Source organism: Streptomyces sp. NPDC050485, assembly GCF_044458185.1.
In the GTDB taxonomy this organism is placed as follows: domain Bacteria; phylum Actinomycetota; class Actinomycetes; order Streptomycetales; family Streptomycetaceae; genus Streptomyces.
In genome coordinates this window covers 47,908-73,453 of record NZ_JBITHR010000021.1, presented here as the reverse complement: position 1 = coordinate 73,453, position 25,546 = coordinate 47,908, and the positions used below count along the sequence as shown (strand labels likewise).

Annotated in this window: 22 protein-coding genes; 17 read left to right on the top strand and 5 right to left on the bottom strand. The window is 70.8% G+C overall.

All coding sequences use genetic code 11. The features are described from left to right. The first annotated feature begins 23 nt into the window (after positions 1-23). The 7 genes from ACIBK6_RS32380 to ACIBK6_RS32350 all read left to right on the top strand — a co-directional run bounded on the left by ACIBK6_RS32380 (position 24) and on the right by ACIBK6_RS32350 (position 7,674). Positions 24-917 (top strand): phytanoyl-CoA dioxygenase family protein, encoded by an 894-nt coding sequence (locus ACIBK6_RS32380; protein WP_399055294.1) that lies wholly within the window; start codon positions 24-26, stop codon positions 915-917. Positions 918-964: 47 nt separating this feature from the next. Continuing rightward, a complete protein-coding gene (locus tag ACIBK6_RS32375; protein WP_399055292.1) occupies positions 965-2,272 on the top strand; it encodes an MFS transporter in 1,308 nt (435 codons plus the stop codon). Beyond that, positions 2,253-3,167, top strand: a complete 915-nt coding sequence (locus tag ACIBK6_RS32370) for an NAD(P)/FAD-dependent oxidoreductase (RefSeq protein WP_399055290.1) — start codon at positions 2,253-2,255, stop codon at positions 3,165-3,167. Before ACIBK6_RS32375 ends, ACIBK6_RS32370 begins: the two co-directional genes overlap by 20 nt. A gap of 39 nt (positions 3,168-3,206) precedes the next feature. After that, positions 3,207-4,124, top strand: a complete 918-nt coding sequence (locus tag ACIBK6_RS32365; protein WP_399055288.1) for an SGNH/GDSL hydrolase family protein — start codon at positions 3,207-3,209, stop codon at positions 4,122-4,124. A gap of 181 nt (positions 4,125-4,305) precedes the next feature. After that, a complete protein-coding gene (locus ACIBK6_RS32360; RefSeq protein WP_399055286.1) occupies positions 4,306-6,243 on the top strand; it encodes a carbamoyltransferase in 1,938 nt (645 codons plus the stop codon). A 131-nt stretch (positions 6,244-6,374) separates the two neighbouring features. Next, positions 6,375-6,515: a hypothetical protein gene (locus tag ACIBK6_RS32355; RefSeq protein WP_399055284.1), complete on the top strand. Its 141-nt coding sequence runs from the start codon at positions 6,375-6,377 to the stop codon at positions 6,513-6,515. Positions 6,516-6,876: 361 nt separating this feature from the next. Further along, the gene (locus ACIBK6_RS32350) at positions 6,877-7,674 is read left to right on the top strand and encodes an inositol monophosphatase family protein (protein ID WP_399055282.1); all 798 of its coding nucleotides are present in this window, start codon (positions 6,877-6,879) and stop codon (positions 7,672-7,674) included. 172 nt (positions 7,675-7,846) lie between these two features. On the opposite strand, the gene ACIBK6_RS32345 is transcribed toward ACIBK6_RS32350, so the two are convergent. Continuing rightward, positions 7,847-8,704: a helix-turn-helix domain-containing protein gene (locus ACIBK6_RS32345; protein WP_399055280.1), complete on the bottom strand. Its 858-nt coding sequence runs from the start codon at positions 8,702-8,704 to the stop codon at positions 7,847-7,849. 156 nt (positions 8,705-8,860) lie between these two features. On the opposite strand from ACIBK6_RS32345, the gene ACIBK6_RS32340 reads away from it, so the two are divergent. Both ACIBK6_RS32340 and ACIBK6_RS32335 read left to right on the top strand, forming a co-directional pair. Next, positions 8,861-9,466, top strand: a complete 606-nt coding sequence (locus ACIBK6_RS32340) for an NADPH-dependent FMN reductase (RefSeq protein WP_399055278.1) — start codon at positions 8,861-8,863, stop codon at positions 9,464-9,466. A 102-nt stretch (positions 9,467-9,568) separates the two neighbouring features. Continuing rightward, entirely contained in the window at positions 9,569-9,976 is a 408-nt protein-coding gene (locus ACIBK6_RS32335) for a DUF4440 domain-containing protein (RefSeq protein ID WP_399055276.1), read from the top strand. A 483-nt stretch (positions 9,977-10,459) separates the two neighbouring features. On the opposite strand, the gene ACIBK6_RS32330 is transcribed toward ACIBK6_RS32335, so the two are convergent. Next, the gene (locus ACIBK6_RS32330) at positions 10,460-11,335 is read right to left on the bottom strand and encodes an acyl-CoA thioester hydrolase/BAAT C-terminal domain-containing protein (RefSeq protein WP_399055274.1); all 876 of its coding nucleotides are present in this window, start codon (positions 11,333-11,335) and stop codon (positions 10,460-10,462) included. Positions 11,336-11,693: 358 nt separating this feature from the next. Here ACIBK6_RS32330 and ACIBK6_RS32325 point away from each other — a divergent pair, with 358 nt between their 5' ends. The 5 genes from ACIBK6_RS32325 (at position 11,694) to ACIBK6_RS32305 (ending at position 17,068) form a co-directional block, all read left to right on the top strand. Then, on the top strand, positions 11,694-12,467 hold the full coding sequence (locus ACIBK6_RS32325; protein ID WP_399055272.1) for a MerR family transcriptional regulator: 774 nt from the start codon (positions 11,694-11,696) through the stop codon (positions 12,465-12,467). A 445-nt stretch (positions 12,468-12,912) separates the two neighbouring features. Next, entirely contained in the window at positions 12,913-13,449 is a 537-nt protein-coding gene (locus tag ACIBK6_RS32320; protein ID WP_399055270.1) for a hypothetical protein, read from the top strand. Between the two features lie 155 nt (positions 13,450-13,604). After that, positions 13,605-14,441, top strand: a complete 837-nt coding sequence (locus ACIBK6_RS32315) for a DUF4097 family beta strand repeat-containing protein (protein ID WP_399055268.1) — start codon at positions 13,605-13,607, stop codon at positions 14,439-14,441. Between the two features lie 452 nt (positions 14,442-14,893). Further along, positions 14,894-16,102 carry a cytochrome P450 gene (locus tag ACIBK6_RS32310; RefSeq protein WP_399055266.1) on the top strand — a complete coding sequence of 403 codons (1,209 nt, stop codon included), beginning with the start codon at positions 14,894-14,896 and terminating at the stop codon, positions 16,100-16,102. A gap of 228 nt (positions 16,103-16,330) precedes the next feature. Beyond that, positions 16,331-17,068 carry an alpha/beta hydrolase gene (locus ACIBK6_RS32305; RefSeq protein ID WP_399055264.1) on the top strand — a complete coding sequence of 246 codons (738 nt, stop codon included), beginning with the start codon at positions 16,331-16,333 and terminating at the stop codon, positions 17,066-17,068. A gap of 49 nt (positions 17,069-17,117) precedes the next feature. Here the strand turns inward: ACIBK6_RS32305 and ACIBK6_RS32300 are convergent, their stop codons facing one another. Then, positions 17,118-17,693, bottom strand: coding sequence for a DUF6415 family natural product biosynthesis protein (locus tag ACIBK6_RS32300; protein WP_399055262.1), 576 nt, complete (start codon positions 17,691-17,693; stop codon positions 17,118-17,120). Between the two features lie 138 nt (positions 17,694-17,831). Between ACIBK6_RS32300 and ACIBK6_RS32295 the strand changes: the two genes are divergently transcribed. From ACIBK6_RS32295 to ACIBK6_RS32285, 3 genes are all read left to right on the top strand, one after another. Then, positions 17,832-19,085, top strand: coding sequence for a helix-turn-helix domain-containing protein (locus ACIBK6_RS32295; RefSeq protein ID WP_399055260.1), 1,254 nt, complete (start codon positions 17,832-17,834; stop codon positions 19,083-19,085). Positions 19,086-19,610: 525 nt separating this feature from the next. Continuing rightward, positions 19,611-20,117, top strand: coding sequence for a SigE family RNA polymerase sigma factor (locus ACIBK6_RS32290; RefSeq protein ID WP_399055258.1), 507 nt, complete (start codon positions 19,611-19,613; stop codon positions 20,115-20,117). Between the two features lie 65 nt (positions 20,118-20,182). After that, complete coding sequence (locus ACIBK6_RS32285) at positions 20,183-20,986, top strand: hypothetical protein (RefSeq protein WP_399055256.1); 804 nt, start codon at positions 20,183-20,185, stop codon at positions 20,984-20,986. Positions 20,987-21,303: 317 nt separating this feature from the next. Here ACIBK6_RS32285 and ACIBK6_RS32280 read toward each other — a convergent pair whose 3' ends face one another. Further along, positions 21,304-23,544 carry an MMPL family transporter gene (locus ACIBK6_RS32280; protein ID WP_399055254.1) on the bottom strand — a complete coding sequence of 747 codons (2,241 nt, stop codon included), beginning with the start codon at positions 23,542-23,544 and terminating at the stop codon, positions 21,304-21,306. A 381-nt stretch (positions 23,545-23,925) separates the two neighbouring features. Continuing rightward, positions 23,926-25,458, bottom strand: coding sequence for an MFS transporter (locus ACIBK6_RS32275; protein WP_399055252.1), 1,533 nt, complete (start codon positions 25,456-25,458; stop codon positions 23,926-23,928). Positions 25,459-25,546: the final 88 nt, after the last annotated feature.

The following is a 25,546-nucleotide window of genomic DNA, read 5'->3' as shown; positions in this document are numbered from 1 at the left end:
CACCAACCGGAACGAGGAGCTCGATGGAAGCCACCCAGCTCAGGGACGTCCGCAAACGGCTGCCCCTGCGCACCCTGTCGCCGCAGGACTGGGAGCAGTGGATCACCCTCGGCTATGTCATCGTGCGCCAGGCGGTCCCCGCCGACAACGTGGAACGGCTGACCCGGGCGCTGTTCGCGTTCGAGGACATGGACCCGGCCGACCAGGCCACCTGGTACAAGAGCGACGCGCCCAGTCAGCGGCTGCCCGGACACAGCGGTCTGGTGGAGATCTACAACCACCAGGCGATGTGGGACAACCGGCAGACCCCGCGCCTCTACGACGCCTTCGTGGACCTCTGGGACACCACCGACCTGTGGGTGGTCATCGACTTCGCCAACGTCAACCCGCCCAACCGCGGCACCCGGGAGTTCGAGGGCTTCGTCCACTGGGACGTCGACACCTCGCGGCGCCCGCTGCCGGTCAGCTGCCAGGGCGTCCTGTCGCTCAGCGCCGGCAACGAGGACATCGGCGGGTTCCAGTGCGTGCCGGGCATCTTCGAGAAGCTCGACAACTGGCTCGCCGAGCAGCCCGCCGACCGCGACCCGATGACCCCGGACCTCACCGGCCACGAGATCGTCACCCCCCGGGTGGATCCCGGGGACCTCATCATCTTCAACAGCCTGCTGCCGCACGGAGTGCGGCCCAACCGCTCGGCGGACCAGGTGCGCATGGCCCAGTACATCTCCATGGCCCCGGCCCTGGAGCACGACACCGCCCTGCGCGACACCCGGATCGCGTTCTGGCGGGACCGGATCCCGCCGCACGAGCACGAACACCACGGCCAACCCCGCAAGCGGGAACGCGAGTTGTACGACCGCGCCGAGCTGACCCCGCTCGGTGAACGGCTCCTGGGTCTGCGCAGCTGGTCCGCCTGAACGCAGCACCGCGCACCGGTTCCGGCACCAGATCAGAGTGAGGTTTCTTGACCACGGCAGATCCTCCGGCCACGCGGGGCACGCCCCGGCTCGGACGCCCGTTCCGCTGGCTCTGGGCGTCCTCGGTGGCCTCCAACGCCGGGGACGGCATCACCCGTACGCTGCTGCCCCTGCTCGTGGTCGCCGGACATCCCCAGCCGCTGGTGGTGGCCGGGCTCACCGCCGTCAACATGCTTCCCTGGCTGCTGTTCGCGCTGCCCGCGGGTGTGCTGGTGGACCGCCACGACCGCCGCCGGCTGCTGCTCCTCAGCAACGTCGTGCGGACCGTCGTACTGCTCGGGGCGATCGCGGCGTTCGCCGCCGGGGGCTCGGTGCCCCTGCTGTACGGGCTCGCCTTCGTGCTCGGCATCGCCGAGACGCTCGCCGAGACCGCCGGGCCCGCGATGCTGCCCGCGATCGTCGCCCCCGAGCAACTGGAGCGCGCCAACGGGCAGTTGCTCGCCCCGCAGGTCATCCTGAACGAGATGGCGGGCCCGCCGCTCGCCGGGCTCCTCGTCGGGGTCGGCGCCACCCTCGCGCTGGCCACCGGCGGCGCCCTGTACGCGATCGCCGCCATCCTGCTGACCGGCCTCGCCGGGGTCGTACCAGCGCCGCGCGAGACCGCTCGGGCCGGCTCCTCGATGTGGCGGGAGATCCGGGCGGGCGTCGGCTTCGTGCTCGGCCGCGCGGCGCTCGCCCGCACCCTCGCGGCGAGCGCGCTGTACGGCCTTGTGTACTCGGCGACCTTCTCCATGCTGGTGCTCCTCGCGTACGGACCGCTGCACCTGCACGCCGTCGGCTACGGACTGCTGCTCACCGTCGGCTCGATCGGCTCGGTCTTCGGCACGTGGCTGGCCGGCCGCCTTGCCGAGCAGGTGCCCACCATCCCCCTCGCGATGGCGTCGCTTGTGCTGTCGGGCAGCGCGTACATCGCGATGGGGCTCGCCGGGAACGTGGTGGCGGTGGGTGCCGCGCTGCTGTGCAACGGCGTGTTCATGATGAGCTGGAACATCCCCGTCCTGTCCCTGCGCCAGCGCTTCGCCCCGGCCGAACTCCAGGGGCGCGTGATGAGCGTGTCGCGACTGTGTTCCTGGGGAACCATGCCGGTCGGGGCGGCCCTCGGCGGCCTGCTCGCCCGCTTCTCCTCCGTCGCCACGGTCTTCGTGACGTTCGGAGCCGCCCTGATCGTGGGCGCCCTCGTCCTGCTCGCCCCGCTGCGCAAGGTCGTCCTGACCCAGGATCTCGCGGACGCCACGGGCTCGCACAACCCGAACACAGAAGATGAAAGAGGAGAAAATGACAGCCACTCCCTATGACGCCGTGATCGTCGGCGGCGGCCCCACGGGCCTGAACGCCGCTCTGTACCTGGGCCGCTCGCGCCGCCGGACCGTGCTGATCGACTCGGGCGACGCGCGGAACATGGCGGCCGGGGTCATGCACAACGTCGTCACCAACGACGGTGTGACGATCGCGGACTTCCGGGAGCGGGCCCGCGCCGAGATCGCCGGATACGGGGTGGAGCTGCGCGACGACGAGGTGACCTCCGTGTCGCCCGACGGCGACGAGGTCGTCACCGTGACCCGCTCGGGCCTTGAACTGCGCAGCCGTACGGTGCTGTACGCGGCCGGGGTCCGCTCGATCCTGCCCGACCTCCCCGGCATCGCCGACCTGTGGGGCAAAAGCGTCTTCGAGTGCCCGTACTGCCACGCCTACGAGGTGCGCGACGGCGCGTTCGGCGTCTACGGCGGCGGGGTGCCCAGCGAGTGCCTGGCCGCGACCCTCACGGTGTGGGCGTCCTCCCTCACCTATCTCTCCGACCAGCGCGAACTGCCCGCGGACGAGCAGGCCCGGCTCGCCGCCGCGGGGGTGCCCACGGTCGCGGACAAGGTGCTCGGCATCGCCGGTCATCCCGACGGGGTCAGCGTCAAGCTGGACGACGGCCGGTCCCTCGAATTCACCGCCCTGTTCACGCACTTGGAGACCGAGCCGAGGGTGCGGCCGCTGCGCCCCTGGCTCCAGGCGGCCGACCTGACCGAGGTGCAGACCGACGAGCGCGGCCGCACCTCGCTGCCGCGTCTCTACGTCGCCGGCGACCTGGGCAAGAACATGCAGCAGGCGGCCATGGCGGCGGCCAGCGGCGCGCTGGCCGCGATGGCCATCAACGCCGACCTCATCCGCGAGGACCGTCCCGGCGCCCTGTACGACCTGTAACCCGTACCCCTGACGAGGTGAGAAGGAGGGCAGACCGCCGTGAAGTCCCCACGGGCCGAACTGACGCCCCAGATGGAGCACTACACGTTCGTCCTGGAGGACCAGCCGTACATCGGCTTCTTCCAGTACGGCAACGAGAACACCCCGGTCTACCGCACCGACCCGTGCGGCTTCCGGATCTCGCACACCGCGGACGGCCGGACGGCCTCCGTGGCGGGCGAGCGCCCGCCGGGGCCGGTGCGGCTGCTTGCCGGCAGCTCCGCCGTCTTCGGCGTCGGCGCCACCGGCGACCACGCCACCGTCCCCTCCCGCCTCGGCAGCCGCCACGCCCCCGGGCGCCCGTGGCTGAACTTCGCGGGCCAGAGCCTGAACTCCGTACAGGAGCTGATGCTCACCACCCTCTTCCAGCACTATCTGGACGAGGTCGAGGAGATCGTCGTGCTGTCGGGTGTGAACAACCTGGTCCTCAGCAGGCTCCCGGAGTCCCAGCAGGGCCGCCACGGCGCCTTCTTCGAATGCGGCCCGGCACCGGAGAACCTCCCCACCCCCGACCAACGCATCGCCCGAGCCAGTGAGTTGACGGTGCGTCACCTCAAGGGTTGGCAGCGCTTCGCCACCGCGTTCGGCGCCCGCCTCACCTACGTACTGCAACCGCTGGCCCCCTGGGTCCGCGAGGAGCCCGCCCCGCAGGAGAAGGCGCTCTTCGACGAACTGGACGAGGTCTCCAACTGGCGGCGGCTGCACAACGACATCGCCTCGATGGAGGTCGGCCGCCGCTACGCGCAGGCGCTGCGCGAGGGCTGCGCGAGCGCCGGGGTCGGCTTCTTCGATCTCAATCCGGCGCTCGGTGAGGCGGTCGCCGACGACGACTGGCTGTTCGTGGACCGCGTGCACTGCGTGGACGCGGGCTACGACACCGTGGCCCGCGTGCTCGCCGAGCACCTGGAACTGCCGTAGAGCGGAGGAAGCCGCGATGACCGTAGAGCGGAGGAGGAGGTCACGATGACACTGCTGCGGAACGTACTGAACCGATTGCTGCGCCGCAAACCGAAGTTGAAGGCCCAGCCCAAGGACGACGCCTCCATCTACCCGATGTTCTGACCGTACCGGCCGCCCGCATCCGAGGAGGGACAGGAACGTGACGGAGCTGGTGCTTGGTCTGTCGGCGTACTACCACGACAGCGCCGCCGCCCTGGTCGCCGACGGCGTGCCGGTCGCGGCGGCCCAGGAGGAGCGGTTCAGCCGCCGCCGTCACGACCCGTCCTTTCCCCGGCAGGCCGTCGAGTACTGCCTGAACGAGGGCGGCATCGCTCTCGGCGACCTGTCGGCGGTGGCGTACTACGAGGACCCGGCGCTCAAGTTCCGCCGGGTCATGGCCACGTTCGCCGGTGCCGCCCCGCACGCCCTGCCCGCCTTCCAGGACTCGTTTCCCGGGTGGCTGCGCTGGAAGCGCAGGGCCGCGGACGCGGTACGCGACGAACTCGCCCGGGGCGGGCGGGCGGTGCCCCCGGTCGTGGCCCTCCGCCACCACGAATCGCACGCCGCGTCCGCCTTCCACCCCAGTCCCTTCCCCGCCGCCGCCGTGCTGTGCATCGACGGCGTCGGGGAGTGGGCGACGACCACGCTGTGGCACGGCCGGGACACTGAGCTGCGACAACTGGCCGAGCTGCGCTTCCCGCACTCGCTGGGCCTGCTGTACTCGGCGTTCACCTACTTCTGCGGTTTCAAGGTGGACTCCGGGGAGTACAAGCTGATGGGCCTGGCGCCGTACGGGACGCCGCGCTTCGCCCCGCTCATCCGCGAGCGGCTGATCGACATCAAGCCGGACGGGACCTTCCGGCTCGACGTCCGCCACTTCGAGTACCTGCGCGGCCGCGTCATGACCGGCCGCGCCTTCGAAGAGTTGTTCGGCGGCCCCAGGCGGCAGCCCGAAGGCCCGCTGACGGAGCGGGAGTTCGACCTCGCGGCCTCCGTGCAGCAGGTCACTGAGGACGTCGTGGTCCGGCTCGCCAGGACCGCACGCGAGCTGACCGGCGAGTCACGCCTGTGCATGGCGGGCGGCGTGGCGCTCAACTGCGTGGCCAACGGGAAGGTGGTCGAACAGGCGGGAATCGACGAGCTGTGGGTGCAGCCGGCGGCGGGTGACGCGGGCGGCGCGCTGGGCGCGGCGCTGGCGGTCGCGCATGGGCGGGGCGCACCCCGCTCCCATCTGACGGACAGTCATGACGCGGACGGCGCTGCTCTGCCCCGACCCCGTCCCAAATCCCATCGGGACGCCACGTCGGGAGCGGACGGCGCTGCCCTGCCCCGACCCCGTCCGAAGTCCGCTCGGGACGCCATGTCGGGGGCGCTGCTGGGACCCGAGTACTCCGACGACCGGATCGCCACCTGCCTCGACCGCCTCGGCGCGCCCTACACCCGGCTCGAACCGGACACGCTGGCCCGGGAGGTGGCCGCCGCGCTGGCCGACGGGAAGATCGTGGGGTGGTTCCAGGGCCGGATGGAGTTCGGGCCCCGGGCGCTGGGCTCGCGCTCCATCCTCGCCGACCCGCGCGATCCCGGCATGCAGTCGGCACTCAATCTGCGGACCAAGTTCCGCGAATCCTTCCGCCCGTTCGCGCCCGCCGTCCTGGCCGAGGACGCCAAGGACTACTTCGACCTGCGGCAGGACAGCCCGTACATGCTCCTCGTGAGCCGGGTGTCCGCGGCGCAGCGGCTGGACCACGAGGTGCCGGCCGGCACCAGCGGGCTCGACCTGCTGCGGGTTGCCCGGTCGACCGTCCCCGCCGTCACCCACATCGACGGCACCGCCCGCGTCCAGACGGTCGGCCCGGCCCACCCACATCTGCGCCGCCTGCTGCTCGCCTTCAAGGAGCGCACGAACTGCCCGGTGCTGATCAACACGTCGTTCAACGTACGCGGGGAGCCCATCGTCAACACCCCGGACGACGCGTACACATGCTTCATGCGGACCAACATCGACGCGCTGGCCATCGGGGGGTTCCTGCTGTTGAAGGAGGCGCAGCCGGTGTGGGAGGAGAAGGGGGACTGGCGGGCGAGGATTCCGGTGGACTGAGGGGTTCGTCCCCGTAGGCCGCTCCTCGGAGGAGCTTCCCGTAGGACCGCCGCCGACTTCCCCCCACCCACCTCCCACTCCCACCCACCAACTCGCCTGCCCGCCGCCCGATCCCGAGGAGGTGCACCACCGTGCGCCGGATTCTGCTCGCTGCCTTCTACTACCTGGCCATCACGCCGTGGGGCCGGTTGCATCGCCTGATCGGCGACCCGCTGGCCCGTCGGCTGCGCCCGGAGGCCACGACGTACTGGCACTTCACCGACGGCGGCTGATCCATCGCGATGCCTCCGAACGCCCTTTCAGGCGGCCGGACTCGGCCGTGGTGGCGGTCGCTGCGGCGGGGGTGGCGATGGCGGTACGTCGTCGTCGGACCTGCGGGAGTTGGCCCGCGTCCTCAACAAGACTCCGTACGACGGGAGTTGAGGGGTTGGCGGCGGGGGTGTTCACCGGCTTCCCCCAGGGCACGGGGAATTGGGGTGCCGCCGACGACAATCGCCGCCTGAGGCCATCGAGCGCATGGGCAAGCACAGCCGACCCAGTCGCCACCACCCCCGGCCTCGCGGCAGCACCGGAGTGGGTGAACGCCCTCGGTCGAGGCCGTAGGGGATCGCCGCCGCCGGTATTCTGCGCGGCATGATCGACTCATATGCGGGCCTTGACGATACCGGGGTTGCGATGGCTGCGGCCCGTGCCGGGGCGGATGTGGTGCGCACCATGTACGGCAAGCGACTCACCCGTATCGACAAGGGCGCCGGGGACTTCGCCACCGCCGCCGATGTCGAGGCGGAGAAGACAATTCTCGGCGTGCTGCGTGCCGCCCGGCCCGATGACGCGGTGCTCGGCGAGGAGGGCGGGCAGCAGGGTGCCGCCGAGGCCGTGCGCCAGTGGTTGGTGGATCCGCTGTGCGGCACCCTGAACTACGCCGTCGGCAACATGACGGTGGCCGTCAACGTGGCGCTGCGCGACGGGGCGGCGGCGGTGGCCGACCCGTTCAGTGGGGAGGTCTTCTTCACTGACGGTGCGACCGCCGGGGTGCGGCACGACGGGTCCGACGCGCGGCTGGCGCCCACGTCCGCCACCCAGTTGGTGGACGTCAACCTGGACCCGCCGTTCCCGAGCGCGCCCGGCTTCCGGGCGGTGGACCTGCTGGCGCACCCCGGGTTCGTCGAACGGTTCCGCCCGCGTGTCGTGTCCACGACGCTGGCGTTGACCTGGGTCGCCGCCGGCAAGCGTGCCGCGTACGTCACCGACGGCGGCGATCTGTCCGGGAGCGTGCACTTCGCCGCCGGCATCGCCCTGTGCCGGGCCGCCGGCTGTGTAGTCACCGGGGTCGACGGCGCCCCGCTCGGACCGGCAGGCCGCGGCCTTGTCGTGGCCGCCGACGCGGAAACCCACGGGGTGTTGATGTCGTTGATCCGTAGCGGGAGCTAGCTGGAACTGACCGAAGCCAGAGCGGCCTGGATGCTTCAGAGCCTGTGTCTGAGGCATCCAGGCCCTCATGTGCGGCTCCGACGCGAATCCCGGAGGCCGTGCGGGGCCACCGCCGATCTGTGTGGCGCTTCTGGGGTCGGCTGGCGTGCCGAGGCCCGGGGTGGCTGGCTGCTCAGACGGCCCGCAGGGCGCCCGGGCGGCGGCCGGTGAGGCGGTCCAGCGCGGCGGCGGTCGCCTCGTCGGCCGGGAGGTGCACGATGAGCCGCTGGTCGTCGTCGGCGGGCAGTTCGAGCGTCTCGTACGCCAGTCGCAGCTCGCCCGCCTCCGGGTGGGCCATCCGCAGGACCGCGCTCGCCCTCGGCAGTCCCGGCAGCATGTCCAGCCGCCGCGTGAACTCCGCCCCGCACGTCACGGTCAACTCGTCCATCAGCGCGCCGACATGGGCATCGGCCTGCCCCGGCCCCTGCTTGAGGGCCGCGACCTGCTCGTCGGCGACCCGCTCCCAGTCCGGATAGGCCGTGCGGGCCCGCGGGTCGGTGAAGACGAAACGCGCGAGGTTCGGCGGGCTGCCGTCACCGCCGTCCAGCACGCCGACCGGCCCGGCCAGCCGCCGGTAGCCGTCCGTGCAGGCCAGGATCTCGCTCAGCCGGTTCATCACCACCGCGGACGCCGGTTCCAGCCGGTCGAGCAGCGCCTGCACGGCGGGCCGCACCACCCTGTTCGGGCCGGCCCCGCCCGTACAACTGAAGCCCGCGTCAGCGCCTTTGGCGAGCCGGTGCAGATGGACGCGCTCGCCGGCGGTCAGCCGGAGCGCGTCCGCCAGCGCCGACAGGACCTGCGTCGACGGCCTGCGGTCCCGGCCCTGCTCCAGCCTGGTGACGTACTCGACGCTGACCCCCGCGAGCGTCGCCAGTTCCGCGCGGCGCAGTCCGGGCGTGCGGCGACGCGGCCCCGCGGGCAGTCCCGCCTCGGCCGGTGTGACGGCCTCACGGCGAAGACGCAGGAAGAGGCCCAGCTCGTTGTCGCTCACCCGCCGAACGTAACACCAGCCGATGGACCGGATCATGGCCCTGCCGGTACCACTCTCCGCCCGGCCTTCCTCCTCCCGCGACGGCGAGGCAGCTTGGAGTGCACGGCCCCGCTCGGGGACCGGCCACCCGGCACTCTCGTCTTGAGGAGCACCACCATGCCCAGTGAGCAGCTGAAGCTCGCAGTGATCATCGGCAGCGTCCGCGAGGGACGCTTCGGACCGGTGGTGGCGAACTGGTTCACCGAACAGGCCGAACAGCACGGGGAGTTCGCGGTCGATGTGATCGACCTGGCGGACATCGACATCCCCCTCGCACTTCCGCCCGTGCCGCCGGCGATGCAGCCCGACCTGCCCCGCCCCGCGTCCATGGCCGAACTGACCAGGCGCCTCGAAGCCGCCGATGCGATCGTCATCGTCACCCCCGACTACAACCGCAGCTTCCCGGCGTCCCTGAAGGCCGCCATCGACTGGCACTACACCGAGTGGCAGGCCAAGCCGATCGGCTTCGTCGGCTACAGCGGCGCCAGCGGCGGCCTGCTCGCCATCGAGCAACTGCGGCAGGTCTTCAACGAGTTGCAGGCCCACACCGTCCGCGACTACGTCTCGTTCCCCCGCTACTACCTGCTCTTCTCCCCCGACGGCACCCTCCTCGACCCGGAGGGTCCGCAAGGCTCCGCCAAGGTCATGCTCGACCAGCTGCTCTGGTGGGGCACGGTCCTCCACGACGCCCGCCGGGACCGCCCCTACGTCGCGAGCCGGTAACTCCCCTCATCGGCTTTACTGTGTGACATACATCGGCCTTGCCGAGACGCCCGCCATGGGTGACGATCACGAGCGAGGCGATTCTCCACGGGAGGGGTATTTGTGTCCGAAGTCAAGGGCGAGCTGGACCAGTTGATGGGTGCCTTCCTCAGCGCGTTCACCAACACCGGTGGCACTCCGCCCGACATCGGCATCATCCGGGAGGTGTTCATTCCGCAAGGGATGATCATCAACAATGTCGGGGATGAGCCCGTGATCTACGATCTCGACGCGTTCATCGAGCCCCGGGAGAAAATGCTCACCGATGGGTCGCTGACGGAATTCTCCGAATGGGAAGTCGCCGAGCGGACCGAAGTGTTCGGGTCGGTCGCGCACCGCTTCAGCGAATATCGCAAGTCCGGTTTCCTCAATGGCGAATGGTTCGAGGGCTCGGGTCACAAGACCACCCAGTTCGTGCGGACGCCTGCTGGGTGGCGGATGAGTTCGATGGCCTGGGACGACGACGCGTAGGGCCGGACCCCCTTGTGCCCTCGACTTCCCGGTAGCCCGGCGGTTTCGGGATCACGTACCCATGTATGTACAGCAGTGTCCGCGGACAGGAGTCGAACCGCAACTCGGCTGCCGACACTGCCGGTTGCTCCTGGGGAGGGACTGAATGATGATGGAGCGGCCTCCACCTACCGGCCGATACGCCACTCGCCGTCCCCAACTCCCGTCTGGCGGGCCGTGATGGGTCGGCTCAGCCTCGTACGCCCCGAGCGTGCACGTGTCGCAGCCGCCACGGAAGATCCGATTTCGGAAATCCTCATCAACGTGCGGTGCCCGAGGCGCGGGCGCCACTTGGGGCTGCGCCGGCCCGGTTGCGCGGCGATCAACCGGTGGGCCGGGGCGTCGAGGGCGGCGCGCGGCACGGCGGTGTCGGCCTGGTGCGCGGCGTCAGCAACGCTGTGGCCGCCTGTACTCAACTACTACTGCAACACCCGGTGTTGCGCCTCAGGCCGTGGCAGCGGGGCCGTCCCGGCCGCCGAGTACGCCCACGATGTCCGGCCAGGCCTTCGCACCGAGCGCCGCGTCCGCTTCCGGCGTGCCGCCGTGCCGGAACCGGCCGGAAGGGGCTGGTGGGCCCTCCCCCGGCAGTCGCGGGCGGTGTCCGGCGTCGGGGGTGCTGATGAGCTTCACCGGGCGGCCCGCCGACGCGCCGCGGGACACCAACTCCCGCGCGAATAGCAACGACGGCCACAACTCGTCGTCCCCGCCCGCCACCAGCAGCACCTCCGCCGTGAACCGCTCGATCGGGATCGCGGCCCGCCGGGCGTCCTCGGCGAAGGTCTGCCGGCTGCGTTCGTAGAGCGGCGTGTAGGCGACGGGCTCGCCGTCCGCTTCCGCCGGAGTCCAGTCGTCGTCGTACGCGACGAACGGGACGGGCTTGCCCTGCCACGTCCAGGAGGAGCGACAGGGGTGGCTCTCGCCGTCGACGCCGGGACCAAGGCTCCCCCAGACCAGGGACGTCGGCGAGACCGCCACCACCGCGTCGATCCGCGGATCGCGGACGGCCAGCAGCAGAGCGGCCTCGGCGCCCTTGGACGCCCCGAGCACACCGATCCGCTCCGCCCCCTTGGTCTGCAAGAGGTCGATCGCCTGCGTGAAGGTCTCCAGCGGGACCTCGCAGATTCCCCCGGGCTGCCCGGCACCGCCGAACCACCGGATCGACAGGGCGGTCATACCCGCACGCGCCAGCAGCCGACAGCGATCGGTCTCGACGCGGCCGCTCGAACCGGCCAGCACCAGCACCCCCACCGAGCTGCCCCCGGCCGGTTCTGCCAGCACCCCTTCCCAGGGCGCGGTGAACGTGTCCACGGTGATCTCCATGGGCCTCCCATCGGCGGACTCACCCATGATCTTCCCTGAGATGCCGCGCAGCGGTCCATGGCGGCGCGAACGGCCCGGCCAGGCGGGCGGGAACCCCCATCACGGTGAAGGACGGCACACCCAAGTACCCCTTCCCTCCAGGCACTTGGGAGCCCGGCTCATGCGACTGTCGAGCTCCGACGGCCCCGCAGGTGTGATCAAGCCACCGGGCGGTGACCCGGCGGCCCGGGTGGCCGGTAACAGACCCCCGCATGTGGCACGATCCGGACACCGGGTCGGACTTGTGGTTGCCGCTGCGTCAACTCGTACGGTCGGTTGTGGGGCCGGAGAGACCGGCCCGGCGATGGGAGGCACGGCCATGGCCTGGTCGATCGCGGACGTGGCCCGGATGTCCGGGGTGACGTCCCGGACACTGCGGCACTACGACGAGATCGGTCTGCTGCCGCACGCGTGGATCGGAAGCAACGGGCACCGCTATTACGAGGAGGCGGATCTCCTGCGGCTGCAGCAGATCCTGCTGATGCGGGAGTTGGACCTGGGGCTGCGCGAGATCCAGGCGGTGCTGGACAGCCAGGTCGACCGGGTGGCCGTGCTGCGCGAGCACCACGAGCGGCTGCTGCGGGAGCGGGACCGGCTGGAGACGCTGGCCCGCACGGTCGGGCGCACCATCGCCGAACTGGAGGAATCCAAGAGAGACAGGGGCGACAACGCCATGACGAAAATCAACAGGCCGGAGAACCTGTTCGAGGGCTTCGAGCCCTCCCCCGCCATCGACGCCGAGGTGCGCGAGCGGTGGCCGAAGGCGTGGGAGCAGTCCCGGCAGGCCGTCGCGACGATGACCGACGAGGACTCCGAGCGGTGGCAGCGCGAGGTGACGGCGCAGATGATCCGCTTCGCGGAGTTCATGGTGGCCGGAACCCCGGTCACCGATCCCGCGGTGCAGGCCGAGGTGGACGCCCACTACCAGGGCGTCTGCCGGTTCTGGACGCCGAACGCGGCCGCGTACAAGGGGCTGGGCAACACGTACGTCGAGGACCCGCAGTTCCGTACCAACTTCGACAAGGTCGCTGACGGGCTCGCGGAGTACCAGCGCGATGCGATGGTCGCGTACGCGGACGCCCGGCTGAGCTGACCCACCGCTCACCTGGCCGGGGGGCTGCAGACTCCCGGCGACAGGCGACTCTCACCACCACTCGGCATGCGCCGGGTGGTCGGGCGCACCACCCTGGAGTCATGGACGAGTTCGACGGCGACTCCCTCGGCAGCCAGCAGCAGGGAGCGCCTGCCCATCACCACGAGGCCGCGTGATGGACCCCCGCCGACAAGCACGCCTGGCAGTGCGCTGGGCCCGCCGCATCTGGACGGCCGGCCGGCGTGCGGGCCGCTGGGAGGAACGCATCCGCCGCCTGCGACCACGGCGCCGCCGCTAGGGGGTGTCTGGCGCATCACGGCCGGGGTCGCGACGTCTGATCCACCGGACACCCCCTGGCCCCCGGATCCGAGCGCATGGCGGCAGGGATGCCACGCCTGCGCCATCGCGGGTTGCCATGACGCCATCGTGGTGCCAAGATGGCGTCATGGACCTTACTCCGTATGTCGACCATCTCCGGCACGAGCTCGCGGTCGCCGCGGACGCGGGCGGCGCCGAAGCGCGGGCCCTGGCCGAGCGGCTCACCGCCCCGCTGGAGTCGGCCGCCCGGCTCACCCTGCTCAACGCGCTGTCCGCTGCCATGGGTGAAGTCACCCGTGACCTCGCGCCGGGTTCGGTCGACGTACGGCTGCGCGGGCTCGACCCCGAGTTCGTGGTGACACCGCCGCCTGGCCAGGAGGCGTACGAGGATGCGCGGGAGCGCGACAGCGCGCCGAGCGGGGCGCGGGCGCCCTTGGCCCCCGTCCCGGCGGAGGGTGACGACGGCAGCACCGCGCGGATCAACTTCCGCCTCCCCGGCCACCTCAAGAACCGGGTCGAGGACGCCGCGGCCCAGGAGGGCCTCTCGGTCAACGCCTGGCTGGTACGGGCCGTCGCCACCGCCCTGGAACCCGCCGAGCCCAGCAGATCGCAGGGACGCACCCGCCAGCTCGGCAGACAGGGCTTCACGGGCTGGGTCCGGTAGGGGGTGTCCGGTGGATGGTGTCCGGTGGGTCAGGCGCGACCCACCGGACATGATCCGCCGCCCCCCCCTAGCCCGGACCCGTACCGCACACCACTTCTCCCTTCACCCGCCCCACCAGCGGGAACGCACACCACAGCCATGAGGACGGGACAGCCATGCCTGAATTCGACACCCCCGAACCCATCTCCGTCACCCTCGAATTCGAGGTCGGCACCGCCCGCATCACCGCGGGCAAGCGCACCGCCACGGTGGTCGAGGTGCTGCCGAGCAGCAGCGCCGACGACGCGGACCTCCTGGCCGCGGAGCAGACCAAAGTCACCTGCGCGGGCGGCAAGTTGCAGGTCAAGGGGCCCAGGAAGCGGTCCCTGTTCGGCAAGGCCGGGTCGATCGAGGTGAGCATCGAGCTGCCCGCAGGTTCGGACGTCCACGGTGGCTCATCCATGGCGGACCTCACCTGTGCGGGCGTGTTCGGAGACGTCCGGTTCAAGACCGCGCTCGGTGACATCCAGATCGACGAGGCAGCCACCGTCCGGCTCAACACCGACCACGGCGACATCCGCGTGGACCGGGTGACAGGGGACGCCGAGGTCACCGGGGCCGGGCGGATCGATGTCGGCGAGATCGCGGGCACGGCGACGGTCAAGAACGGGAACGGTGAGACCACCGTCGGGGAGGTCACCGGCGATCTGCGCGCGAAGTCGTCCAACGGCCGCATCTCCGTGGGCATCGCGCACGCGGGTGTCGACGCCAAGTCCGCCAGCGGCGGGATCCGGGTCGGCGAAGTGGCGCGCGGCCAAGTCGTGTTGCAGACCGCGGCCGGTGACCTGGAGATCGGCATCCGCGAGTCCACGGCCGCCTGGCTCGATGTGAACACGCGGATCGGGAGCGTACGCAACTCCATCGGCGCATCGGAAGGACCCGCGTCCTCCGACGAGACCGTCGAGGTGCGCGCCCGTACCGGAGTCGGCGACATCGTGATCCGCCGCCCCTGACCACACCCCGCACCACCTGATCCGCACCGCCCCCTGACCCACACCCCATACCACCTGATCCGCGCCGCCGCCTGACCCACACCCCGTACCACCTGATCCGCACCGCCCCCTGACCACACCCAGCACCACCTGATCCGCACCGCCCGTGACCACACACCCAGCACCACCTGATCCGCGCGGTCTCCGGCCCGGGCCGCGCCAGGTGATCCACCACCCCTGACCCACCCCTGACCCACCCCGGACCCGGCGCCACACCGGGATCCGGCTCCCATGCCCCCAGCCGTCCAACTGCCCCCGGCTGCCGCGGCGTTGGCCCATTCGGCCAAGGGCATGGCTTCGTGCTGCCCGGAACCAGCGCCGCGGGCAAGTTCCCGCCAGGCAGCACCCCTGGGAGTGACGCCGCTCAGGCGCACGTCGTTGCTCAGTACGCCCGACACACACCGGAGGAAACCATGGAAAACCAACCGTCCAGCCACGGCCCCGTCCAGCTGCCCACCACTCGCCCGACGGGCTGCCCGTTCGATCCGCCGAGTGAGCTGGCGGGGCTGCGCGAGCAGGAGGGGCTCAGCCGGATGCGCTACCCCGACGGGCACATCGGCTGGCTGGCCACCAGCCACGCCACCGTCCGCTCCTTAACCGCCGACCCCCGCTTCAGCTCCCGGTACGAGCTCATGCACTACCCGTTCCCGGGCCCGGGCATGACCGAGATGCCTCCGGCGCCCGTCGGCGACCTCACGGGGATCGACCAGCCCGAGCACACCCGCTACCGACGGCTGCTCGCCGGCAAGTTCACCGTCCGCCGGATGCGTCAACTCACCACGCGCGTCGAGGAGATCACCGCCGAGCGCCTCGACGCCATGGAGCGCCAGGGCCCGTCGGTCGATCTGGTGGAGGCGTACGCGCATCCCGTCCCGGCGCTGATGATCTGCGAGCTGCTCGGCGTTCCGCACGGCGACCGCGAGGTCTTCCAGCGCCACGCGGCGACCCTGAGCGGCCTGGACGCCACGCGCGAGGAGCAGTTCGCCGCGTACACCGCGCTGCAGGAAGTGGTGCACGGGCTGGTGCTGGCCAAGCGGGCCCGCCCCACCGACGACCTGCTCAGCGATCTGACCGCCAGCGACCTCACCGACACCGAACTGGCCGGTATCGGCAGCTTCCTGCTGGCCGCCGGGCTCGACACGACCGCCAACATGATCGGGCTCGGCACCTTCGCCCTGTTGAGCCACCCCGAGCAGGCCGCCGCCCTGCGCGGCGAGCCGGACCTAGCCGACCAGGCGGTCGAGGAACTGCTGCGTTATCTGAGCATCGCCCACACCGGGGTCAGGGCGGCGCTGGAGGACGTCGAGCTGGACGGCCGGCTGATCAAGGCCGGCGAGTCGGTGACCATCTCGGTGGCGGCCGCCAACCGCGACCCCGCGAAGTTCGCCGACCCCGACACCCTCGACCTGCGCCGCAAGGCCACCGGGCATCTGGCTTTTGGCCATGGCGTCCACCAGTGCCTGGGCCAGCAACTGGCCCGCGTCGAGCTGCGGGTCGCCCTTCCGGCACTGTTCACCCGCTTCCCGGAACTGCGGCTCGCCGTCCCGCCCGAGGAGGTGCCGCTGCGCGTCGACATGGACGTCTACGGGGTGCACCGCCTCCCGGTCACCTGGGGGAAGTAGCCGCGGAGCCGGCCAGGAATTGGCCCGGAGCCGACCCGGAGGAAAGGGCGGTTGGCGGGACGACGTTCGGGCTGCGATAGTCTCTCCCGAGCCCGTGACGCACACCAGGAGGTGAGACCCATGAACGCTGTATCCCTTGGGTGCTCCCCCATGCTGTTCACGGTCTGGCGACTGACATAGGTGTCGCCGGGAGCGCCCCGACAAGGCACTCTCGAAAGGCAGCACCCCATGCATTTCACTGCGGAGACATCGTCGAACGGTGTCATTGAACGCGATTTCACTGTCGGCGATGTCCCCGGCGTCCTCTGGTCGCCCGCACCCGGCGCCGATCGCGCGCCTCTGGTCCTGATGGCGCACAGCGGCGGCCAGCACAAGCGGGCACCGGGAATCGTGGGCCGGGCACAGCGCTTCATCACCGGCTGCGGTTTCCACGTCGCCGCCATCGACGCACCCGGACACGGCGACCGGCCCCGAACACCGGTGGACGAGCAGCACATCGCCGTCCTGCGACAGGCCCAGGCGGCGGGCAAGCCGCTCGGGCCGGTCGCCGCCGGGATCCACCTCGAACTGGCGGCGCGTGCCGTGCCGGAATGGCGGGCGACCCTGGACGCCCTCCAGGAACTGCCGGAGATCGGCGCCGAAGGGCCGGTCGGCTTCTGGGGCATCATGCAGGGCACGGGGATCGGCGTGCCGCTGGTGGCGGCCGAACCCAGGATCGGCGCGGCGGTCTTCGGCTGCCTCGGGCAGGAATCGCTGGCCGAGGCGGCGGCCCGGATCACCGTGCCGGTCGAGTTCGTGCTCCAGTGGGACGACGAGCACATCGACCGCCGGTCCGGTCTCGCGTTGTTCGACGCCTTCGCCTCGAAGGAGAAGACGCTGCACGCCAACGCGGGCGGGCACCGCGAGCTGCCCAGGTTCGAGGCCGACAGCGCGACCCGGTTCTTCGCCCGCCATCTGATCGCCTGATGTGACGGGGGTGCCCCGGTAGACGGCGTGCATCCGGGGCAGTTCATCCTCACCGGATGCCTCCGTCGTCGTCCAGCACGGCCGTCAACATCTGCACGCTGGTGAGTTCGTAGACCCGGTGTCCCGTCGCCCCCGCGTGGTCGCGGCACCACATCTGCGCCGCGTCCGGACTCGCCAGCGTGTCAGACCGCTGCCCGCACCCGGAGCATTCTCCGGTGGACCTCACGGGGGCCGGGCGGGCAGTCAACCGCCAGTCCGTGCTCTGGTAGCCCCACCGCCGCTCGCTGGTGCCCACCGGCAGAGAGCAGCGCTCCCCCATGTCGCCGGCCAGTCCCAGGAGCTGGCGGGTGTGGCGAGCAAGTACCTGGGCGTGGACGGTCGCGGCGGCGAGGTGGTGGCCGGGGCCTGCGTCCAGTTCGGCCCGCACGTCCTGGACCGCCTCCAGCCATCCGGCGGGGGCGCTGTCCTCCACGACGGGCACCAGGTAGGCGATGTGTCCGCGCAGTACCTGGAGCCACTCTTCCACGGTCTCAGCGGCCGGGAGTCCGGAGCGCGGTGCCAGCACCTGCGCAACGAACCCGGTGATGGCCTGCTGGTCGAGGAGTGGGGCGTTGGCGTGGGTCATATCGTCAACCTCCCGTGGTTGATGGTCACGCCCCCGGGCCGCCTGCCGCGGCCGCGGGGGTCTCTTCATCAAGACCCTTGCGCCGCACGCCGGTTGAGGCCATCCCGCGGCCCTATAGGCGCGCCCTATATTTGAGGTATGGGAGAAAGTCCCGAGACTGTGTGGTCACATCCGCAGCTCGCAGCCGCCGTCACCGGTGAGGACTGGGGCGTTGTGTTCCGCACTTACCGCAAACTCACCGGGCTGAGCCAGACCAGGCTCGGTGAACGCGTCGGCCTGGTGCAGGGCGATGTCTCCGACATCGAGCGGGGACGGCGCCGGGTGACGTCGGTCGAGGTGCGCCAGCGCATCGTGGCGGGCCTCGACGTCCCGGCCGAGCTCCGCTCGGGCGGGGCCGGGCAGCCTGCCACCCCGGCCCCGATGGCCGGTCTGTCGCTGCCCGGTATCGCGCCGGACGGTGACCTCCTGGACCGTGTCACGAACGTCGTCGCCTCCACGGTGCGGGTGGATGCCGCAACCCTGGACTGGCTCGACCGGCTGCTCGCCGAGCACCGCCGCGCGGAAGACTTCATCGGCTCCCGGCCGATGGTCGACGTGATGCGCCAACAACTGCGCACCGTTGTGGACCTGTATGCGGGCGCCCGCGGGCCGTTGGCGGACCGGGTGGTACGACTGGCGGCCGAACACGCCCAGTTCCTCGCGTGGATGGCACAGGACCAGGCGCAGACTCCCGCCGCGCTCGCCTGGTACGACCGCTCCCACGAATGGGCCCTCGAAGCCGGAGACGCCAACATGGCCGCCACCACCCTGAGCATGAAGGCTCACATGGCGTGGTCCAGCGGACGCGGCCAGCGGTGCGTGCGGCTGGCAGAGGCAGCCCGCTGGTCAGCTCCCGGCGCATCCTTGGGGGTGCAGGGAATGGCCGCGCAGATGGCCGCTCGTGGCCACGCACTCGACGGCGCGGGCGATGACGCCCACCGCCTCCTGGACGACGCGCAGGATCTCATCACCCGGGCCGGCGAACGCCCCGAGGACGAGCCGGTGTGGATGTACTTCTACGACGAGACCTGGTTCACACTTCAACGCGGCATGACTGCACTGCACTTGGGCCAGTGGGGTACCGCGGTCGATCACCTGCGGGCCGGACTCGACGCACTGCCCGATGAGTACCGTCGGGACAAGACCTGGTACCGGGCCTGCCTGGCTCACGCCCACGCGGGCGCCGGACACACGGCCGAAGCTGCGGCAGTCGCCGTGGCGATCGTCCCCGACGCCGCAGCGATCGGGCGCCCGCACTCCTGGAACGAACTCCACACCACCGCCGCCGTACTGATCCGCCGGCGAGCGGCAGAAGGCCGCCTGCTCGTCACCGCGCTCCGCGAACACGACTGAGAGCCTGTGTCTAAACCCCGTCCGGGCCCGCGACGCCTGGCACGCACTCCCCCAAGGTCTTAAGGACCAGGGGGGACCCCCATGCCGCGTTGCCGAAACGCCCTAGTAGCTCCGCTACGAGGACGCTCCGGCGCCTTGCGATCGCACGCACCAGACGCCGCGGCCTGATCCGGACGGGGTTTAGACACAGGCTCTGACTGGCTGCCCCCGCCGACACTCCGGCAGCACCACCCAGATCACGGAGCCCGAGTACATCCGGCTGTTCACGGAACACCCACCGGCTGGACGCGGTTCGGCCGGGCCCGGCCGACGGCGCCACCGCGGTGACCGGCATCCAACTGCGCGGGGTCATCGAGCGCTTGGTCTCCGCTGGGCACTGGCACGCAGGTGATCCGGACATCCTGATCGTCGGTGTTGGAGGAGTTGGAGGAGAAGGATCTCCCGCCCGCGCGACATCCTGACGTCTCACGTAGTCATGAGGGGTATGCACGGGGATCACGAAGCAAGCGAACAGGCGGGGACCGAGTGAAATCAGCACAGGAGGATGAGTACCTGGAGTTCGTGGCCGCGAGGGCAAAGGTGCTCTACCGCTCGGCGTACGCGCTCGCGGCCGGCGACACGCATCTTGCCGAGGACCTGGTCCAGGAGACCCTCAGCCGGGTGTATGTGCACTGGAGCCGGGTGGCCGGTGCGGACAGCCCGGCGGCCTACGCCCAGACGGTTCTGGTCCGTACCTTCCTCAGCCTGCGGCGTCGGCGCAGCACCGGCGAGCGCCCGATCGGGAACGTGCCCGACAGCCCCGAGTCCGGCCCCGACGCCGCACTGCGGATCACCCTGCTGGCCGCGCTCGGCCAACTGCCGCCCCGCGACCGGGCGGTGCTGCTGCTGCGCTACTGGGAGGGCCACAGCATCGAGGAGACCGCCCAGATGCTCAGGCTGAGCAGCAGCGCGGTCCGCTCGCAGGGCACCCGGGCACTCGGCAGGCTGCGTGCGCTGCTCGGCGACAGCCTGTCCGATCTGGTTCCGCAGTGAGCACCGGTGCACGCAGGTCCAAGCCGGCGCAACGCCCCCATCAGCGAAAGAGAAGTGATGCCACCATGCCGTTCGAAGCAGACCTCGCCCATGCCCTGGACCGCACGACGGACTCCCTCGAACCCGACCTCACCGCGCTCTTGGGCGGAGCCGTCCAGCGCGGGCGGAGCCGCCGGCGTCGGCGCAGCGCCGCCGTCCTGGCCGGGGTCGGCGCCTGCGCCGTGATCGCGGCAGGCGCCCTGGTGATCCCCGGCGCGCTCGCCGGGACCCACTCCGCCGGGTCCAACATGGAGACGGTGGCGCTGGCGATGCCCCGTTCCGCGATCACCGGTGACCAGATGGTCCAGGCTCTGAAGAAGACGCTTCCGGGGGGCCGGTTCAGCCAGGTGACCGGACAGAGCAACAACCCCTCGGATCCGTCCGGCGGGTACGTCGCCAACGGTGCACTGGTCGTCGACGACGGGCACGGCGCCGCCTCCGTCGGCGTCTCGGCCCTGCGGCTCAAGCTGCCGCTCAGGGACGGCGACGGGCTGAGCTGCGAGCGGACGCCCGCGCGTGCCGAAGGTGACACCTGCACGCTTCGCGAGCTGCCGAGCAGTGCGGCGGTTCCCGGCGGGGCCGTGGTGATGTCGGAGCGGAACGCGGCCAAGCACGCGACCCGTGCCGACGCCGGGCGCCGCTGGACGGTGACGGTGACGCTGAAGGCGACCGGCGCGCAGCTTCAGATGGTGCAGTGGAACAGCCCCGGCGGCGGCACCGGCTCCGACACACCGAAGGCGACCCGTGCCGCTCCCCCGCTCTCCGAGCAGCAGGTGGTGGCCGCACTCACCGGTGCCGCCTGGGCGCCGATCCTCGGCGCTGTCGCCTGAGCCGTCGCGTCACCGAAGGGGGTTGGTCGTGCCCACCGTTGGCCCCCGGCCCCCGGCCCCGGGGGCCGGACACCCCTGAGCTCCCGGCTCGACGCCTCGACGCCGCCGATCTCCACCCGGGCACAGACGGCGCACCGTGAAGGGGCCAGGGGTACTCGGTGAGTACCCCTGGCCCCTTCACGTTCGTTCGTACGAGCCGTTCGGCCCATGTGGTCGGCGCGCCGACGGGGGATGGCGGCGCGCCGACCTTCATGAACACTGTACGGCCTTTCATACGCTGTACGCAAGAGCGTACGACGTACGGTTCGTGGCGATTCTCAGTCCACGAGCTCGCGTTCCCGGTGCGGCTGCGACGGGATCCAGGCGGGCGAGGTGCGGCTGAGCTTCTCGCCCTCGACGTCGACGTTCGGCAGCAGCCAGTCGAGCCACCTCGGCAGCCACCAGGCGGCCCTGCCGAGCAGCGCGAGCAGTGCGGGCACGATCGTCATCCGGACGATGAACGCGTCGAAGAGGACGGCGACGGCGAGGCCGAAGCCGATCATCTTGATCAGGTCGTTGTTCTCCATGATGAAGCCGGAGAAGACGCTGGCCATGATGATCGCGGCGGCGCTGACTACCCGGCCGCCGTAGCGGAAGCCGGTGACGACCGCCTCGTCGGGCCGCGCCCCGTGGACGTAGGCCTCCCGCATGCGGGTGACCAGGAAGACCTCGTAGTCCATCGCGAGGCCGAACACCACGCCGATCATGAAGATCGGCATCGTGCTCATGATCGGGCCCGGCTGGGCGACGCCGAAGACCTTGGCGAGCCAGCCCCACTGGAAGACCGCGACGACCGCGCCGAGGGCGGCGCTCACCGACAGCAGGAAGCCGAGGGCCGCCTTCAACGGTACGAGGATCGAGCGGAAGACCACCATCAGGAGCAGGAACGCCAGGCCCACCACGAGACCGAGGTACGGCAGCAGCGCGTCGTTCAGCGTCTTGGAGAAGTCGATGAACATCGCGGTCTGGCCGGTCACCAGGATCTCCGAGCCGTTGCCGGCCTGGAGGCCGGTCACGGTGCGGCGGATCGAGTGGACCAGGTCCTGGGTCTTGCTGTCGGTCGGTCCGGTGGTCGGGATGACGTTGATGATCGCGGTGTCGCCCGCCTTGTTGACCGTGGCCGGGGAGACCGATTCGACTCCCTGCTCCTTGGCCAGGGCCTTGCTGACGCCGGCGGCCGCGGAGGTCGCGTCCTTGGCGTCGACGGTGACCATCAGCGGGCCGTTGAACCCGGCGCCGAAGGACTCCGAGAGGATGTCGTACGCCTTGCGCTGGGTGGTGTCCTTCGCCATCGTGCCCTCGCCGGGCAGCCCGAGTTCCAGGCTGGCGGCCGGCACGGCGCAGGCACCCAGGCCCACGACGGCGATCAGCAGGACACCCACCGGGTGGCGCAGGACCCAACCCGCCCAGCGCGCACCCAGGTTGGGCCGGGCCTTGGCGGCCCGCTTGGCGGCCTTGCGCTGCTGGCGCTCCGAGAGCGGCTTGCCGTACTGCTGCTTGCGGTCCCTGCGGCGCAGCACCTTGACGGGTGCGAAGCCGAGCAGCGCGGGAACGAGCGTGATCGCGATGAGTACGGCGACGGCGACCGTACCGGCTGCGGCCAGACCCATCTTGGTGAGCATCGGGATGTTGACGACGGCCAGGCCGCCCAGCGCCACGATGACGGTGAGACCGGCGAACACGACCGCCGAACCCGCGGTGCCGGTGGCCCGTCCCGCGGCCTCCTGGCGGTCGTGGCCCTCGGCGATCTCGGCGCGGTAGCGGGAGACGATGAACAGCGCGTAGTCGATGCCGACGGCGAGGCCGAGCATCATCGCCAGCGTCGAAGTCGTGCTGGACAGACCGAGGGTGCTGCCGAGCGCGGTGATGCCGGAGATGCCGATGCCGACGCCGATCAGGGCCGTGAGCAGCGGCATGCCCGCGGCGAGCACGGAGCCGAAGGTGATGAGCAGGACGACGGCGGAGACCAGGATGCCGATCTTCTCGCCGGTGCCGCCCATCGAGGCGTCCACCTTGACGGCGTCACCGCCGGCCTCGACGGTCAGGCCCTTGGCGCGGGCCTTGGCGGTCGCGTTGGTGAGCGCGTTGTGCGCGTCGTCGGTGACCTTGGGTGCGGCGACCTTGTAGGTGACGACCGAGTAGACCGTCGTGCCGTCCTTGCTGACGGCCTTGGTCTTGAACGGATCGGTGACGGAGACGACATCCTGCCCCTTGGCCAAGTCGGCGACGAGCGCCGCCACTTCGGCCTTCTGCTGGGGAGCGGAGATCTTCTGCCCGTTGGGTGCGCGGACGACGACGCGGGCACTGGCCCCGTCGGCGCTGGCGGAAGGGAACTTGGCCTGCAGGAGGTCGAAGGCCTTCTGCGACTCGGTTCCCGGCATCGAGAACGTATCGGCCGGGGGTGCCGGAGCGGACGAGGCAGCGAAGCCCACTCCGCCGAAGATCAGTACCCACAGCAGTGCCATTAAGCCCCGCCGTCGGAAGGCGAAGCGGCCCAGTTTGTAGAGGAACGTAGCCACGGCGAAAGGACTCCCGTTGGTCGGGGACAGCAGGATGGGGCAAACCGCTCAGACGGTTTCCTTAAGGATATCGGCCGAGCTCAGAGGGCCTCAAGCGCTCACTAGCCATCCTTGAGCCGGCGTCCAGTCAGCCTTGAGGGGAGTGCGTCGCCGCGGGGCGAAGGTGGGGCAAAGGGGATGCCGGCGGGGCGGCAGGTGCAGGCGCCGGGGCGCCGAGGTCTTCGTACGGGGTGCTTGGTACGGGCGGCGAGGGCGCCCGGGGCCTCAAGACGAGGTCGCCAGGCTCTCAACTCCCGGGCGCGGAAAGCGCGGTGACCGCGGTCGGCGTGGGATCGCCACGCGACCGCGGTCACCGCTGTCCGGCCGGGCCTCGCGCCCGGGTCAGTGGCTGGCCTCCACGGCTCCGGCCCCCGCGACGTCCGCGACGGAGTCCGCCTCGGCGGCCGCGGCCGGGTCCGCCTTGCCTCCCTTGATGAGGAAGAGGGCCAGTACTGCGGCGCCCACGACGCCGCCCGCACCCGCCAGGAAGCTGGCGGACATGGCGTCGGTGAAGGCCTGGTGGGCGGTGTTGAGCAGCGCGCTGTCCTTGGTCTTGGCGACCACGGCGAGGGCGTCGACGATCGACTTCTTGGCCGTCTCCGGCGCCGAGCCCGGCATCGAGCTGGTGTAGGTGCCCGACAGGACGGCACCCAGAACGGCGACGCCGAGTGCGGCACCGGCCTGCTGGATGGTGTCGTTGAGCGCGGAGCCGACACCGGCGTGCTCCTCCGGCACGGCACCCATGAGGGCCGACATGACCGCCGGCATCGCCAGACCGCTGCCCGCGCCCATGAGGACCATGGCCGTGATCAGCGGGCCCCAGCCGTCGCCGGTCTTGAGCGTCGACAGGACGGCGAACCCGCCCGCGATGAGGAGCAGACCGGCCACGGCGATGGGACGGTTGCCGGTCTTCGGGATCAGGCCGGCGCCGAGGCCGTTGAACGCCAGGGTCGCCACCGCCAGCGGCGTGAAGGCCAGACCGGTCTGGACCGGGGTGTAGTCCAGGACGTACTGCAGGTACTGGGTGAGCACCAGCATCAGGCCGCCGTTGGCGAAGGTCAGCAGCACGAGCGAGAAGCTGGCGCCGGTGAAGATCTTGTTGCGGAACAGCGTCACCGGGACCATCGGCGATTCGACGCGGCTCTCCCAGATCGCGAAGGAGACCAGGCCGACGACGGCCAGGGCGAGCGAGATCTGCGTGCTGGTGTGGCCGAGGCCGCCCTTGGGCAGCTCGTTGATCGTCCAGACGAGCGAGGCCATGCCGACGATGGAAAGCACCATGCCGACCGGGTCGGCCTTGCGCCAGGGGCCCTTGGACTCCGGCATCAGGATCAGCGCCGCGATGATCGCGAGGAATGCGATCGGGATGTTGATCAGGAAGACCGAACCCCACCAGAACTGGGCGAGCAGCGCGCCGCCGAGCACCGGGCCACCGACCAGGCCGAGCATGGCCACCGCACTCCAGGCCGCGATGGCCTTGGGCCGCTCCTCGTCGTCGAAGACGGTGATGAGGATGGACAGCGTGCTCGGCATGATCAGTGCGCCGCCGACGCCCATCAGGACGCGGGCGAGGATCAGCTGCTCAGGACTGCCGGCCCAGGTGGCCAGGACCGACGCGGCCCCGAAGGCCGCGAGACCGATGATCATCACTCGCCGTCGCCCGAACTTGTCGGAGAGGCTGCCCGCGGTGAGCAGGAGGCCGGCGAAGACCAGCATGTACGACTCGATGATCCACTGGATGTCCTGGGCGCTCGCCTTCAGGTCCTCCGCCACGTGCGGGACCGCCACGGTGAGCACCATGTTGTCGATGACCAGCACCAGCGTGCTGAGGCACAGCACGATCAGGATGAGCCAGCGTCGCGGATGACGTTCCATCTTGAAAACCTCTCGAACGGTGTGGGCCAGGCGAACGGGCCGCGCCCAGGGGGGGAGCTTAGGCAGTCATCAAACCAGCGTGCCGGTT

What these genes read in the sequence shown, in the direction of transcription:
- ACIBK6_RS32380 (WP_399055294.1), top strand. Translation starts at nt 24, where the DNA reads ATGGAAGCCACCCAGCTCAGGGACGTCCGCAAACGGCTGCCCCTGCGC.
- ACIBK6_RS32370 (WP_399055290.1), top strand. Translation starts at nt 2,253, where the DNA reads ATGACAGCCACTCCCTATGACGCCGTGATCGTCGGCGGCGGCCCCACG.
- ACIBK6_RS32350 (WP_399055282.1), top strand. Translation starts at nt 6,877, where the DNA reads ATGATCGACTCATATGCGGGCCTTGACGATACCGGGGTTGCGATGGCT.
- ACIBK6_RS32340 (WP_399055278.1), top strand. Translation starts at nt 8,861, where the DNA reads ATGCCCAGTGAGCAGCTGAAGCTCGCAGTGATCATCGGCAGCGTCCGC.
- ACIBK6_RS32330 (WP_399055274.1), bottom strand. Translation starts at nt 11,335, where the DNA reads ATGGAGATCACCGTGGACACGTTCACCGCGCCCTGGGAAGGGGTGCTG.
- ACIBK6_RS32325 (WP_399055272.1), top strand. Translation starts at nt 11,694, where the DNA reads ATGGCCTGGTCGATCGCGGACGTGGCCCGGATGTCCGGGGTGACGTCC.
- ACIBK6_RS32320 (WP_399055270.1), top strand. Translation starts at nt 12,913, where the DNA reads ATGGACCTTACTCCGTATGTCGACCATCTCCGGCACGAGCTCGCGGTC.
- ACIBK6_RS32315 (WP_399055268.1), top strand. Translation starts at nt 13,605, where the DNA reads ATGCCTGAATTCGACACCCCCGAACCCATCTCCGTCACCCTCGAATTC.
- ACIBK6_RS32310 (WP_399055266.1), top strand. Translation starts at nt 14,894, where the DNA reads ATGGAAAACCAACCGTCCAGCCACGGCCCCGTCCAGCTGCCCACCACT.
- ACIBK6_RS32305 (WP_399055264.1), top strand. Translation starts at nt 16,331, where the DNA reads ATGCATTTCACTGCGGAGACATCGTCGAACGGTGTCATTGAACGCGAT.
- ACIBK6_RS32300 (WP_399055262.1), bottom strand. Translation starts at nt 17,693, where the DNA reads ATGACCCACGCCAACGCCCCACTCCTCGACCAGCAGGCCATCACCGGG.
- ACIBK6_RS32295 (WP_399055260.1), top strand. Translation starts at nt 17,832, where the DNA reads ATGGGAGAAAGTCCCGAGACTGTGTGGTCACATCCGCAGCTCGCAGCC.
- ACIBK6_RS32285 (WP_399055256.1), top strand. Translation starts at nt 20,183, where the DNA reads ATGCCGTTCGAAGCAGACCTCGCCCATGCCCTGGACCGCACGACGGAC.
- ACIBK6_RS32275 (WP_399055252.1), bottom strand. Translation starts at nt 25,458, where the DNA reads ATGGAACGTCATCCGCGACGCTGGCTCATCCTGATCGTGCTGTGCCTC.